This is a genomic window from Roseiarcus fermentans (genome assembly GCF_003315135.1).
Lineage (GTDB): Bacteria > Pseudomonadota > Alphaproteobacteria > Rhizobiales > Beijerinckiaceae > Roseiarcus > Roseiarcus fermentans.
On record NZ_QNRK01000002.1, the window covers coordinates 21,344 to 35,423 of the forward strand.

Annotated in this window: 10 protein-coding genes; 4 read left to right on the top strand and 6 right to left on the bottom strand. The window is 69.9% G+C overall.

Features of this window, described 5'->3' with window-relative positions; genetic code table 11:
- Window positions 1-871 precede the first annotated feature (871 nt).
- A complete protein-coding gene (locus tag DFR50_RS01830; RefSeq protein WP_113887489.1) occupies window positions 872-1,252 on the bottom strand; it encodes a nuclear transport factor 2 family protein in 381 nt (126 codons plus the stop codon).
- A gap of 85 nt (window positions 1,253-1,337) precedes the next feature.
- Here DFR50_RS01830 and DFR50_RS01835 point away from each other — a divergent pair, with 85 nt between their 5' ends.
- From DFR50_RS01835 to DFR50_RS01850, 4 genes are all read left to right on the top strand, one after another.
- Window positions 1,338-1,691, top strand: a complete 354-nt coding sequence (locus tag DFR50_RS01835; RefSeq protein ID WP_113887490.1) for a hypothetical protein — start codon at window positions 1,338-1,340, stop codon at window positions 1,689-1,691.
- A gap of 13 nt (window positions 1,692-1,704) precedes the next feature.
- Entirely contained in the window at window positions 1,705-2,496 is a 792-nt protein-coding gene (pcaD, locus tag DFR50_RS01840; protein ID WP_113887491.1) for a 3-oxoadipate enol-lactonase, read from the top strand.
- A gap of 119 nt (window positions 2,497-2,615) precedes the next feature.
- The gene (locus tag DFR50_RS01845; RefSeq protein WP_113887492.1) at window positions 2,616-4,541 is read left to right on the top strand and encodes a potassium transporter Kup; all 1,926 of its coding nucleotides are present in this window, start codon (window positions 2,616-2,618) and stop codon (window positions 4,539-4,541) included.
- 10 nt (window positions 4,542-4,551) lie between these two features.
- Window positions 4,552-5,310: a glycosyltransferase family 25 protein gene (locus DFR50_RS01850; RefSeq protein ID WP_113887493.1), complete on the top strand. Its 759-nt coding sequence runs from the start codon at window positions 4,552-4,554 to the stop codon at window positions 5,308-5,310.
- 27 nt (window positions 5,311-5,337) lie between these two features.
- On the opposite strand, the gene DFR50_RS01855 is transcribed toward DFR50_RS01850, so the two are convergent.
- The 5 genes from DFR50_RS01855 to DFR50_RS01875 form a co-directional block, all read right to left on the bottom strand.
- Window positions 5,338-7,623: an NADP-dependent malic enzyme gene (locus DFR50_RS01855; RefSeq protein ID WP_113887494.1), complete on the bottom strand. Its 2,286-nt coding sequence runs from the start codon at window positions 7,621-7,623 to the stop codon at window positions 5,338-5,340.
- A 1,748-nt stretch (window positions 7,624-9,371) separates the two neighbouring features.
- The gene (locus DFR50_RS01860; protein ID WP_113887495.1) at window positions 9,372-9,872 is read right to left on the bottom strand and encodes a hypothetical protein; all 501 of its coding nucleotides are present in this window, start codon (window positions 9,870-9,872) and stop codon (window positions 9,372-9,374) included.
- Window positions 9,865-12,726 carry a 2Fe-2S iron-sulfur cluster-binding protein gene (locus DFR50_RS01865; protein ID WP_113887496.1) on the bottom strand — a complete coding sequence of 954 codons (2,862 nt, stop codon included), beginning with the start codon at window positions 12,724-12,726 and terminating at the stop codon, window positions 9,865-9,867. The genes DFR50_RS01860 and DFR50_RS01865 overlap by 8 nt, the downstream gene beginning before the upstream one ends.
- Complete coding sequence (locus DFR50_RS01870) at window positions 12,723-12,977, bottom strand: sarcosine oxidase subunit delta (RefSeq protein ID WP_113887497.1); 255 nt, start codon at window positions 12,975-12,977, stop codon at window positions 12,723-12,725. The genes DFR50_RS01865 and DFR50_RS01870 overlap by 4 nt, the downstream gene beginning before the upstream one ends.
- A gap of 107 nt (window positions 12,978-13,084) precedes the next feature.
- On the bottom strand, window positions 13,085-13,825 hold the full coding sequence (locus tag DFR50_RS01875) for an SDR family oxidoreductase (protein WP_113887498.1): 741 nt from the start codon (window positions 13,823-13,825) through the stop codon (window positions 13,085-13,087).
- Between the last annotated feature and the right edge of the window lie 255 nt (window positions 13,826-14,080).

Consider the following 14,080-nt stretch of genomic DNA (forward strand, 5'->3'; position numbering starts at 1 on the left):
CGCAAGCGCCTCTGCGGCGCCGCCCAACGGGAGGACGCCCGTCCCCGGGCGGCGGGACGCCGCCCTCCCGGGGCGCGCCCTGCCCCGGCCCCTCGCGAACAACCGCCCCGGGCGTTGCACTCGCCCGCAACACCCAAGCCGCCGTCCTCGCGAGGAGCGAAGCGACGTGGCGATCCAGGGGGCGCGGCCAAGGTCTGCCGTATGCCGGGCCTCGCCGCGCTTCAACGTCGGCGCAGGCGGCCCCTGGATCGCCGCGTCGCCCTTCGGGCTCCTCGCGAGGACGGCGGGAAGCGTCATCGCCCCGCCTCGGCGTCGACGACCGCCCGTCATTCCCAAGGCGCGCCATGGCTTGGGCGTTGCACCTGCCCGGAAAAACCGCCGCAAAGGTCTGAAAAAATTGATTCCGCGCCCGAAAATCCGCCCCCTCGCGCCCCGTCCACGCAAGCGCCTCTGCGGCGCCGCCCAACGGGAGGACGCCCGTCCCCGGGCGGCGGGACGCCGCCCTCCCGGGGCGCGCCCTGCCCCGGCCCCTCGCGAACAACCGCCCCGGGCGTTGCACTCGCCCGCAACACCCAAGCCGCCGTCCTCGCGAGGAGCGAAGCGACGTGGCGATCCAGGGGGCGCGGCCAAGGTCTGCCGTATGCCGGGCCTCGCCGCGCTTCAACGTCGGCGCAGGCGGCCCCTGGATCGCCGCGTCGCCCTTCGGGCTCCTCGCGAGGACGGCGGGAAGCGTCATCGCCCCGCCTCGGCGTCGACGACCGCCCGTCATTCCCAAGGCGCGCCAAGGCTTGGGCGTTGCACCTGCCCGGAAAGACCGCCGCAAAGGTCTGAAAAAATTGATTCCGCGCCCGAAAATCCGCCGCCCTCCGCCTCAGCCGGCGAGCGCCTCCGCCATCTTGCGCCGGACGATCTCGATCGCCTTGAGCGGCCGGATCATCACCTTGAACCGGTCGATCCGGCCGTCCGCGTTCCAGCCGATGATGTCGACCCCCTCGACCGCGATTCCGTCGATGGCGGTCGAAAACTCCAGCACCGCCGAATTGGCTCCGATCCATTGCTCGACATAACGAAAGTCGGCCGTGCCGAGGATCTCGAGCGCGCCGGCGAGGTATCGCGTCGTGATCGCCTTGCCGCGCTGCGGCGTGTGGACGACCGGCGACAGGAACACGACGTCCTCCGCGAGCAGCGCGTCGAGCCCCGCCGGATCGCCCGATCGCGCGACCTCCAGCCATCGTTCGATCGCCCCGCTCACCGACCCCTCCGATCCGCCGCTTGTCGGGATCCTTGTACGCCCCTATGTCGTTGAGGGGAACAGGCCCGCCCTTCGAGGAGCAACCATGGACGCCCTCGCCTCGATCGAGGCGATCATTCGCGACCTTCTGATCTTCGTCGCGGCGATGGCGGCGCTGCTCGTTGCGCTGCTGGTGATCGTGTCCCGTATGCCGGACGACAATCCGCTCAAGCGCATGCTGACGGCGCTGAGCTGGCGCGTCGGCGCGACGGCGGCCGCGGGGCTCGTCGCCGCGCCCGCGGCCCCGATCCCAGGGCTCGACGTCGCCGTCGAGATCGGCGCGCCGATCCTGCTTGTGTGGTACTGGTGGACGTTTTTCCGCGGCCTCTGGGCGGACCGCGCCAGGACGCGTCCGGCGTCCGAGGTGGGGCGGGCGGCGGCGCGGTCGCGTCGCGACTGAAGAGGGTTGGCCAATGGGCTTTCTGAGGGCGAACGGCGGCGTGGTCCACTACCGCGACGAAGGCCGGCGCGACGGCGCCGCGATCGCTTTCGTCAACGCGCTCGGCAGCGACCTGCGGATCTGGGACGAGGTCGCGGCGCGTCTCGCGCCGACCTTTCGCGTCATCCGCTACGACAAGCGCGGCCACGGCCTCAGCGAGGCGGGGCCCGACCGCTACGACATGGCCGACTACGCAGACGACCTCGCCGGCCTCCTCGACGCCCTCGGCGCGGCGCGCGCGACGATCGTCGGCCTGTCGATCGGCGGGCTGATCGCGCAGGAGCTCTATCGCCGGCGCCCGGACCTGTTCGCGGCGCTCGTCCTCTCCGACACCGCCGCCAGGATCGGCGACGACGCGAGCTGGGACGCGCGCATCGCGGCGATCGAGGCCGGCGGCCTCGAGGCGATCGCCGACGGCGTCCTCGAGCGATGGTTCACCGCCGATTTCCGGTCGGGGCGCGCCGACGACCTGACGGGATGGCGCACGATGCTGGTTCGCACGCCCCGGCAGGGCTATCTCGCCGCCTGCGGCGCGCTGAAGCGCGCCGATCTGCGTCCCTTCGCCGGGGGGATCTCGGTTCCGACCCTGTGCCTCGTCGGCGACCAGGACGGCTCGACGCCGGTCGCGCTGGTTCGCGAGACGGCCGCGCTCGTCAAGGGCGCACGTTTCGAGATCGTCGCCGGCGCGGGCCACATTCCCGGAATCGAACAGCCCGGGACGACGGCCGACCTGGTCGGCGAGCATGCTCGGTCTGCGACGTCATGACGGTTCCGGCGATGCGAAAGACCAAAGGGCCGGCTCTTTGCCCGCGCGGCGCGAGAGAGTATGAACGACCGCCGCTTCGACGGGTTCGGCCCATGACGCCTCCGGGATTGTTGAAGTAAATGTCCGAAAACGTCTCGAAGGACTCCCCCGCGCTGTCGCCGCCCGTGGCGGAGCCCGCGGCCCACGGGCATTCCGGCGGACAGTTCTGGATTCTCGCCCTGGGGTCGATTGGGGTCGTCTTCGGCGACATCGGCACGAGCCCCCTCTATGCGCTTCAGACGGCGCTGAGCCAGTTCAAGGGCGCAGGGCTCACGGCGAGGGATGTGATCGGCGTCGTCTCGCTCATCATCTGGGCCCTCCTGATCGTCGTCACGGCCAAGTATGTCGTGTTCCTGATGCAGGCCGACAACAAGGGCGAAGGCGGCATCCTGTCGTTGAAGGCGCTCGCCCAGCGCGCCCTCGGCCAGCGCACGACCGTCGCCTTCCTGCTGGGGGCGGCGGGCGCGGCGCTCTTTTCCGGCGACGCCATGATCACGCCGGCGATCTCGGTCCTGTCGGCGCTCGAGGGGCTGAAGCAGGTCGACGCCGATCTCGCCCCCTACATTCTGCCGGCGACGGTCGTCATTCTGGTCCTTCTCTTCGCCGCGCAGAGCCGCGGCACCGCCGGCGTCGCCGCCTTCTTCGGACCGATCATGGTGGTGTTCTTCACCGTCAACGCGGCGCTCGGAATCATCCAGATCACGGCGGCCTGGCAGATCCTCGAGGCCCTGAGCCCGATTCCGGGCCTCGGCTTCATCGTCGCCCACGGGGCGATGGGATTCGTCGTTCTCGGCAGCGTCTTCCTCGCCGTGACGGGGGCCGAGGCGCTCTACGCCGACATGGGCCATTTCGGACGCCGACCGATTCAGGTCGCCTGGCTGTTTCTCGTCCTGCCGGCGCTCGTCTGCAATTATCTCGGCCAGGGCGCGCTGATCCTGAACGACCCCAAGGCGGTGGAAAATCCGTTCTATCTGATGGCGCCGAGCTGGGGGCTGATGCCGCTGATTCTGCTCGCGACCGCCGCGACGGTGATCGCGAGTCAGGCGGTGATCACCGGCGCCTTTTCGCTCGCCAGTCAGGCCATCCAGCTCGGTCTGCTGCCGCGGCTCGAGATCGTGCACACCTCCTCGACCCAGGAGGGGCAGATCTTCATACCCAGGGTCAATCGGGTGATCCTGCTCGGCGTCCTGGCGCTGGTTCTGCTGTTCCGCTCGTCTGACAATCTGGCCAACGCCTACGGCATTGCGGTCGCCGGAACCATGGTGACGACGACGGCGCTCGCCTTCTTCGTCGTCTGGAAGCTGTGGCGCTGGCCGCTGTGGGGGGCGCTGGCGCTGGTGTGCGGCTTCCTCTCGATCGACATCGGATTTTTCATCGCTAACCTGTATAAAGTGCTGGACGGCGGCTGGGTTCCGCTGATGCTCGGCGGCGCCATGTTCGTCCTGATGTGGACGTGGTCCCGCGGCAGCAAGATCCTCAACGCGAAGTCGCATCGGGATTCGATCCCCATGGCCGACCTGATCAAGATGCTGCAGAAGTCGAAGCCGGTGCGGGTTCCCGGAACGGCGGTGTTTCTCACCAACGATCCGACCTCGGCGCCGTCTTCGCTGATGCACAACCTCAAGCACAATAAGGTGTTGCACGAGCGGGTGGTGCTGCTCAACGTGCGCACCGAGACCACCCCGCGCGTCGCCGACGCCAACCGCTTCGAGATCACGCCGCTTTCGAGCGATTTCACGCTGGTCACCCTGCATTTCGGTTTCATGGAGCAGCCGCACATCCCGCGCGCGCTTGCGGCGATGCGGAAAGCGGGCCTGAAGTTCGACATCATGACGACGTCGTTCTTCCTCGGGCGACGGACGCTGAAGGCGGCGCCGAACTCCGGCATGCCGCAATGGCAAGACAAGCTCTTCATCGCGATGAGCAAGCAGGCCGCGAGCGCGCCGGACTTCTTCAACCTGCCCTCGGACCGCGTGGTCGAACTCGGCGCGCAGATGAAGGTCTGACGGGCCCCGGATGCTTCTCTACGTCATCAATCTCGACCGGGATCGGGATCGCCTGGCTCACACTCGCGAGCAGCTCGCCGGCTTGTCGTTCACGCGCGTGCCGGCGGTCGACGGGACGACGATTCCCGAGACGGCGAAAGGCCTGACACGGTTCGAACTGGCCTGCCTCGCCAGCCACCGCGACGCCTGGCGGCGGTTTCTCGCCGCCGGCGACGCCCACGCCTGCTTCCTCGAGGACGACCTGCACATCTGGCCCGGTTTCGCGGCGCTCGTGGGCGACGACGCCTGGGTTCCGGCGGACGCGCATTCGGTCAAGCTCGACACCTACTTCCAGCAGGTGAGGCTCGGGCTTCGCAGGCCCGTCGGCGGCGGGCGCGAGGTCGCGCGCCTCTACAGCCGGCACGAGAGCAGCGCCGCCTACGTGCTCAGCCGGGCCGGCGCGCAGCGCTACCTCGACCTGACCGATCCCCCAGCGCTTCCCGCCGATTACTCGCTGTTTCCCAAGAACGCGCGTCGGCTCGGGCTTCGCATCTACCAGCTCGCGCCCGCCGTCGCGATCCAGGATCATCTGCGCCCGGCAGCCGAGGGCGGCGGGACGTTTGCAACGGCGATGAACCCCGGCGCCGCCGCCCGAAAACGGCGCCGCCCGGTGTTCGCGAGGCTTCTGCGCGAAGGGGCCAGGCTCCTCGAACAGATTGATGAAGCGAATGAAGACTTATATCTAAGATATATTGTCAAAGCAGAATCGACAGCGATTCCAGTCGGTTAGGAGGCCGCTGGCGACGGCCCCGAGCCGTCACCCGCCGATGTTGAAGCTCGCCAGCGCCGCCATGTTGACGATGTCGGCGTCCTTGGCGGCGAGCGAGACGATCTGGACCGACTTCTCGAGGCCGACGATCAGCGGACCGAGGACGGTCGCGCCGCCGAGTTCCTGAACCATCCGAGTGGAGATCGCGGCCGCATGATAGGCCGGCATGACCAGAACGTTGGCGGTGTCGGTCAGCCGACAAAACGGGTAGGCCGCCATCAACCCGCGGTTCAAGGCGACGTCCGCGCCCATCTCGCCGTCGTACTCGAAATCGACCCGCCGCGAATCGAGAATGCGGACGGCCTCCTGCACCTGCTTGGCGCGATCCCCGACCGGATGGCCGAAGTTCGAGAACGCCAGCAGCGCGACCCGGGGCTCGTAGCCCAGCCTTCGCGCGACGCCGGCCGCCTCGATCGCGATTTCGGCGAGGTCCTGGGCGTCGGGCATTTCCGTGATCGCGGTGTCGGCGACCAGGATCGGACGGCCATGCACGACGATGATCGAGACGCCGGCGACGCGGTGCCCTGGCCGATCGTCGATCACGCGCCGGACCTCCTCCAGAGCGATCGAGAAATTGCGGGTGACGCCGGTCACCATGGCGTCGGCGTCGCCTTCGGCGACCATGGCGGCGGCGAAGTAGTTGCGGTCGGAGTTGATGAGCCGCTGGCAGTCCCGCAGCAGGTAGCCTCTCCGCTGCAGCTTGTCATAAAGGAGACCCGCGTAACGCGCGTTTCGATGTGACAGCCTGGCATTGTGGATCTCGATCCCCTTGTCGGCGAGATCGAGCCCGGCGGCCTGCGCCACCGCGTTCACCCGATCCTCGCGGCCGACCAGGATGGCGGAGCCGAGCCCCTGGTTGACGAAGGAATAGGCGGCGCGGATGACCTGCTCTTCCTCGCCCTCGGTGAAGACGACGCGCCGCGGGGTCCGGCGCACCCGATCGATGATGCGCTGCATCACGCCGGCGATCGGATCGCGCCGCGCGGACAATTGCGCCTTGTAGGCCTCGAGGTCGACAATCGGGCGCTGCGCGACGCCGGATTCCATCGCGGCCTTCGCCACCGCGATCGGCACCACGTGAATGAGGCGCGGATCGAACGGCACCGGGATGATGTAGTCGCGGCCGAAGCGCGGGCGCGCGCCGCGATAGGCCGAGGCCACTTCGTCCGGCACGTCCTCGCGCGCCAGTTCCGCCAGCGCCCGGGTGGCGGCGATCTTCATCTCCATGTTGATCGTCTTCGCGCGCACGTCGAGGGCGCCGCGGAAGATGTAGGGAAAGCCCAGGACGTTGTTGACCTGGTTGGGATAGTCGGAGCGGCCGGTGGCGATGATCACGTCGTCGCGCGCCTTCTGCGCATCCTCGGGCGTAATTTCCGGATCCGGGTTGGCCATCGCGAAGATGACCGGGTTCGGCGCCATCGTCTTGACCATTTCGGGCGTCAGCGCGCCCTTGGCGGACAGACCGAAGAAGATGTCGGCGCCGACCATCGCCTCCGCCAGCGTGCGCAGCGGCGTATCGACCGCGTGGGCCGACTTCCACTGGTTCATGCCCTCGTGCCGGCCGCGGTAGACCACCCCCTTGGTGTCGCACAGAATGACGTTCCTGGGCTCGAAGCCGATGGCCTTGATCAGATCGAGGCAAGCGATTCCCGCCGCGCCCGCGCCGTTGCAGACCAGACGCGTGGTTTTGATGTCGCGCCCGGTCAGGTGGATGGCGTTGATCATGCCGGCGGCGGCGATGATGGCGGTGCCGTGCTGGTCGTCGTGGAAGACCGGAATGTCCATCAGCTCGCGCAGGCGCTCCTCGATCAGGAAGCACTCGGGCGCCTTGATGTCCTCGAGATTGATGCCGCCGAACGACGGGCCGAGATAGCGGACCGCGTTGATGAACGCCTCCGGGTCCTCGGTCTCGACCTCGAGATCGATCGAATCGACATCGGCGAAGCGCTTGAACAGCACTGCCTTGCCTTCCATCACCGGCTTTGCGGCGAGCGCGCCGAGGTTGCCGAGGCCGAGAATCGCCGTTCCGTTGGTGATCACGGCGACCATGTTGCCGCGCGCGGTATAGTCGTAGACGGTGGACGGATCGGCGGCGATCGCCTTGACCGGGACCGCCACGCCCGGCGAGTAGGCGAGCGACAGGTCCCGCTGCGTCGCCATCGGCTTGGTCGGCGTGATCTCGAGCTTCCCCGGTCGCCCGCGCGAATGGAAATGAAGCGCTTCCTGGTCGGTGATCGAGGGTCGCTTGTTCGGTCCGTCGCCCTTCGCAGCCATCGTCGATGTCCTGGTCCCGTGTTCGTGCGAAGCGGTCGCGAACCGCTCGAAGGCCCCCCGTGAGGCCAGTTCCCAAGCCTCGGTCGCGCCGAGGGTTTACGCGGATGCCGGGACGTTGTCACCGCCTGTCTGTGGCCAGCGCCGGCGCGGCGGGCGGCGGCGCCGAGTCCGAGCCGGTTTCTCGCTTTTTCAAGGGCTTGTAGCGGCTTTTCCGGGCGGAGCGGCAATCTGGGACCGCTATCGACCGGCCGCAGCCTGTCGGTCGCCCGAGAGCCGGCGCAATCCTGGCAGACGATCAACGGTTTCATAGACTTGGGTGCGCAAAAGCGTCCCTCGGGAACGCCCGCGGCGGTTGAGCGCGAGAAACCGGCGGGCGTGCGCCCTAAGGGCGGCGTCCCGCCGCCCGGGCGCCCGGAACGTGCGGCTCTCCGGTCAAGCGCCGCGGCCGCCGTTCCTGCGCCCGCATGGCGGCGCCTTGCCATTCCCGAGCCGGTTTCGAGACATTTCAGCACCTTGCAGTCGATTTTCCGGGCGACTGTCACTACCAAGCCCGGCGTACGAGCGGCGGTCACGGCGCTCACCGGGAGCGGCGGCGTCTCGCCGCCGGGGTGCGCGAGACGCGCACCCTCCCAGCGCGCGCCCTGTCTGGCTCCTCGCGGACAGCCACCTTGGTAGTTACGGGCGAGCGGGGCGGGGGCCGCGACGGCGGCGCCGCGGCTCCCTGATCGCTTCGGCGGGCCGGCGATCACGGCGTTCTTCCGGCGCCTCCGAAATTCCGGGCGCGGATTCAATCTTTTCAAGGCGCTGCGGCGGATTTCCCGGGCGACTGTCACTGCCAAGCCCGGCGTACGAGCGGCGGTCACGGCGCTCAACGGGAGCGGCGGCATCTCGCCGCCGGGGTGCGCGAGACGCGCACCCTGCCAGGGCGCGCCCTGTCTGGCTCCTCGCGGACAGCCACCTTGGTAGTTACGGGCGGGCGCATCCAAGGACGGCGCATTTCCCTTTCCGTCGTCATCGCGAGGCGCCCGAAGGGCGACGCGGCGAGCCAGGGGCCGTCTGCGGCGCCCTTGAAGCGCGGCGTCGCCCGGCGCCCGGCAGACATTGGCCCTGCCCTCTGGATCGCCACGTCGCCCCTCGGGCTCCTCGCGATGACGGGCCACGCCCCCCGGATCAAGAGTCCGGGGGCGCGTCTTGCGACGACGGCGCCGGTCAGGTCCTTTCCTTTGTCAAACAGCAGTCGGTTGGTCCGCCGTGCGCAAGGCGGAGCTCGCGCGCCCGCGTGGCGGCGCCTTGCCATTCCCGAGCCGGTTTCGAGACATTTCAGCACCTTGCAGTGGATTTTCCGGGCGGGCGCATCCAGGGACGGCGCATTTCCCTTTCCGTCGTCATCGCGAGGAGGCCGAAGGGCGACGCGGCGAGCCGGGGCCGCAACAGCAGCCCAGCGGCCCCTGGATCGCTTCGCTTCGCTCGCGATGACGGCGTTCCGACGCAGATCCCGCAGCGCCCCGATCGCCCGGCGCGTTTCCTGACATTTCAACGCATTGCAGTCGATTCCACGGGCGAGTGCTCGCCCGTGGCTCCCAAAGACGGCGTTCCTGCGCTGGTCAGGTCGTTTCCGATGTCAAACAGCCGTCGGTTGGGTCCGTCGCGCACAAAGCCCACGCTCCTGCGCCGGAGGTCCCAGCGAAGCTATCGATACCACTGTTTCTGATTTTTCGCAATATCTTGCTTTGCCGCGCATCCGTCGCTCACGCCCCGTCGAGCCAGGTCGACAGCGCTTCCAGCCACGGGCGCTCGACGTGCAGGCTGAAGCCGCCGGGCGTTCGGGCGAGCAGGACGCGGAACCCCGCGAACAGCACGGCCGCGGAGGGGGAGCCGGCCGCGAGGTCGGCGGCGCATCCCTGCATCAGAACCGATGGCGCGCCGTCGCCTTCCACCTCGATCGTCGCCCAGCCGTCGTCGACAGTGGTGGCGCACCAGCCGTCGCGCCAGCCGTCCTCCGCTCCAATCGGCGCGGGCGTCACGACCAGCGCCCGGTCGCGCGCGATCCTGAGCGCGTGCGCCGTCTTCGGCGCGGGTTCGTAGAGGCCGAGGACCGGCGCGCCGGGCGCGAGCGCCGCGAGCGCCGCCGCGAGGTCGCCGGAGACCAGCGTCCGCCCGAGTCCGGCCGGCGCCCGCGCGGAAAAGCCCGGCCGCGCGACGAGGGTCCCCTCTATCAGGCGCGCCGGCGCCCAGTCGGTCTCACGCATCGGCGCGCCCTCCGTGAAGCCGCCCGCCCTCCGGATCGAAGGCGACGGGGGAGACGATGCGCGCGCGCCGCACCGCGCCGAGGTGATAGACGGCGAGGGTCTGCCCGATCCGCGCCGCGCCGCCGGCGACGAGGCCGAGCGCGATCGGGCGCTCGAGCGTCGGACTGCGGTAGCTCGAGGTGACGTAGCCGAGCGACCGGCGGCCCTGGCCGGCGTCCTCGACGACATGGGCGCCGGTCGGCAACGGCTGCTCGCCGGGCTCGACCGCGAGCCCGACCAACTGCTTGCGGTCCGGGTCTTCGGCGGCCGGCAGGAACAGCGATCGCTTGCCGATGTACTCGTCCTTGCGCTGCGCGCGCGGGCCGAGGACGCCGAGGTCGTGCGGCATGGTCGCGCCGTCGGTGTCCTTGCCGACGACGACGTAGCCCTTTTCGGCGCGCAGGATCATCAGCGCTTCGGACCCCATCAGGCCGCCGCCGAACGCCGGCAGCGCCGCCACGATTCTCTCCCGCAGGCTCCGCGCGCGGGACGCAGGAACGGACATTTCGTACGAGCGGTCCCCCGTAAAGCTCACCCGCGCCACGCGCAGCGGCGCGCCCGCGAAACGTCCGGTCGCGAAGGCCATGTGCGGCAGGGCGGCGTCGTCGAGCGCGACCCCGAGATCGAGCGCCGCGACGAGGTCGCGCGCACGCGGCCCGGAGAGGGTCAGAGTCGCCCAATGGGCGGTCGCGTCATGGACGACGACGCGGCGCGGATCGAACCGGTCCTGCCGCCAGACCTCGAGCCGCATCGCGACCGCGTCCGCATGTCCCGACGAGCAGGAGACGAGGAACCGGTCGGGCGCGAGCCGCAGCGTAACGCCGTCGTCGAACACGGTCCCGGCCTCCGACAGCATGAAGCCGTAACGGATCTTGCCCACGCCGAGCGTCGACAAGCGATTGTAGCTGTGGAAGTCGACCAGCTTGTCCGCGTCCGGGCCGATCACCTCGATCTTGCCGAGCGAGGAGCCGTCGAACAGCGCGACCGTTTCCCGGGCGCGCTTCGCCTCGCGCTGGATCGCGAGGTCGGAATCGTCCGGCCCGTACCAGGCGGGCCGCAGCCATCCGCCGTATTCGCGCATCTGCGCGCCGTCGGCGCGGTGATCGGCCTCGAGCGGCAGGCGCTTCAGCGGATTCATCAGCTGACCGCGCCGCCGGCCGCCGACGACCGTCATCGGCACGGGCGTGAAGGGCGGACGGTAGGTCGTCGTTCCGATTTCCTCGATCCCGCGCCCGGCGACCGCCGCCAACGCAGCGAGGCCGTTGACGCTGGACGTCTTGCCCTGGTCGGTCGCCATGCCGAGCGTGGTGTAGCGCTTCAGGTGCTCGACCGAGGCGTAGCCCTCGCGCGCCGCGAGCGCCACGTCCTTCAGCGTCACGTCGCTCTGGAAGTCGATCCAGCGCCGTCCGGGCGCGTCGGGCGCCGGCCAGACGGGCGTGACGCGGTAGAGTCCCGGCGGCGCGTTGGGCGCCGGACCTTCGCCGCCGCCGGCCGCGTGGCCCTCGCGAAGCGCCGCGTCGAGGGTGAAGGCGCCGTTCGCCGCGCCCGCGACGCGCAGCCCCTCGATCGCCGCGGCGGGAACGAGCGCCGCAACCCGCTCGTCCCAGCGCAGCTTGCCACGCGCCTGCATGAAGAGGTGGACCGTCGGCGTCCAGCCGCCGGAGAGCAGCAGGACGTCGGCGGCATGGGTGCGGCCGCCGGCCTTCACGGCGGTCACGCCCGAGCGGCCCTCGACCGCCTCGACCACGACGCTCGGCGTCACTTTGAGCGTGGTCGCCGGAACGTCGGCGCGGGAGTCGAAAATCTCGACCGCCGCGCCGGCTTCGGCCAGCGCCTCGGCCGCCGCATAGGCGCTGTCGTTGTTGGTCGCGACCGCGATTCGCCGGCCGACCAGCACGGCGTGGCGGCGCAGGTAGACGAGCGCCGCATCGGCTGACATCACGCCTGGCCGATCGTTGTCGGGGACGACCAGCGGCCGCTCGATCGCGCCGGCCGCCGCCACGATCCGCTTCGGCCAGATGCGCCAGAGCGCATCGGGTAATTGCGCGCGCCGCTCCCAGGCGCACACGAGATTGCCGTCGTAGACGCCGAAGGCGGTGGTCGAGGTCATCACCCGCCCGCCCGCAGCGACGACGGCGGCGCGGACGCCGTCGGCGAAAGCGCGCCAGTCGCCGCCGTCGATCGTCCCGCCCCGATGCGCGAGCTGGCCGCCGATGTCGGCGTGGTCGTCGACCAGGATCACGGTCCGCCCTGCGCGCGCGGCGGCGTTCGCCGCCGCGAGGCCCGCCGCGCCTGCGCCGACGACGAGCATATCGCAGTGCGCGTTGACATGCGGATTGTCGGCCGGCGGACGGTTCCTGGGATCCAGCCGGCCGAGGCCGGCCATGGCGCGCACCATCGGCTCGAACGTCTCCCACCTTGGCCACACAAATGTCTTGTAATAAAAGCCGGACGGCATGAAGCGCGCAAACGAATCGATGACGGCGGAGCGGTCGTCCGCCGCTGACGGCCAGGCGTTGACCGAGCGCACCGCGAGGTCGTTCTCCAGCGATTCGACGGCGGCGCGCAGGTTCGGCGTCGTCAGTCCGCCGCGCGTCACGTCGACGATGGCGTTGGGGTCTTCGGTCCACGCGCCCCAGACGCCGCGCGGCCGATGGTGCTTGAAGCTGCGGCCGACGATCCGGACCCCGTTGGCGAGCAGCGCCGAGGCGATGCTGTCGCCCGCCGCGCCGAGATAAGGCGCCCCGTCGAAGGTGAAGGCGAGCGGCCTGCCGCGATCGATCGCCCCGCCGGTCGGGAGGCGGAAGCCGCTCATGCCGGTCTCGACGATTCGACCGACAGCGTCGCGTTCGTCGCCGTGTCGCGGGTCATGACCAATACGTCCATGCAGGTGCGGTGCAGCCAGATCTCGCGGGCTTCGCCTCTCGGGTTCGCGTTGACGTAGAGGTATTCCGCCCAGGCGGCGTCGGTGACCTCGGCCGCCGGTTCGGGCCGCGCCTTCGGCTCGCCGAGGTAATGGAATTCCGTCTCGTCGCGCGGGCCGCAGAAGGGGCAGAACAACAGCATGGACAGCTTCGATTCTCGGGGTCCGACTGCATACGCCGTCGGGCCGCGCGGCGCAAAGCGCGGGACTTCGGCCCTCCGCAGCGGAGACCCTCGCGCCGGCGCGCCGCTCAATACTCCTGGGCGGTCGGGCGGAACAGGATTTCGTTGACGTCCACCTCGTCCGGCTGGGCCATGGCGAAGGCGACGATGCGGGCGAACGACTCGGCCGGGATCGCGCAGGCGGCGTAGAAGGCCTTCATGCCCGCGGCAATGTCCGGCTCGGTGACGCTGTCGGGCAATTCGCTCTCGACGGCGCCCGGGGAAATGATGGTCGTGCGGATGTTGTAGGGCTTGACCTCCTGCCGCAGGCCCTCGGAGAGGACGCGCACCGCGGTCTTGGTGGCGGAATAGACCGCGCCCCCGGCCCGGACCTTGTGGCCGGCGACCGACGACACGTTGATGATGTGGCCGCTCTTCTGCCGCTTCATGTGCGGCAGCGCGGCGGCGATGCCGTACAGGACGCCCTTCAGGTTGACGTCGATCATCCGGTCCCAGTCCTCGACCTTGCCGCGCTCGAGCGGCGAGTGCGGCATCAGGCCGGCGTTGTTGAGGAGGACGTCGATGCGCCCGTGGACGCCGACCGCGTGGTCGACGAGCGCCCTGACCTGCTCGCGATCGGTGACGTCGGTCTTCAGCGCCGCGGTCGGCCCGAGGCCGAGTTCGGCCGCGAGCCGCTCGAGGCGGTCGAGCCGCCGCGCGCCGAGGACGACCTTCGCGCCCGCGCCCGCGAGAAGGCGAGCCGTGGCCTCGCCGAGGCCGCTGCTCGCGCCGGTGATGACGACGACCTTGCCATCGATGCCCTGGGTCATGCGGGGTTCCTTTCGCTTCCTGAGGCGGGCGACTTTCCAGCATGCGCGCCCGCGCCGCAACCGCGTCGTCGAACCGGGCGCGAGCGACCTCGAAGCCCCCCGCGGCGGGAACGCGCGGCGTCTCGCGGCCTTGCGCGCGGGACGCGCGCCGCCTTCGAAGGATGCGGCGGCTGCGCCTTAAGGATGAGAAAGCGGGCCAAAATCCGCGGCAGAAAGGCCGCGACCATCTGCGTCATTCCAGATACAAAAGTGCTG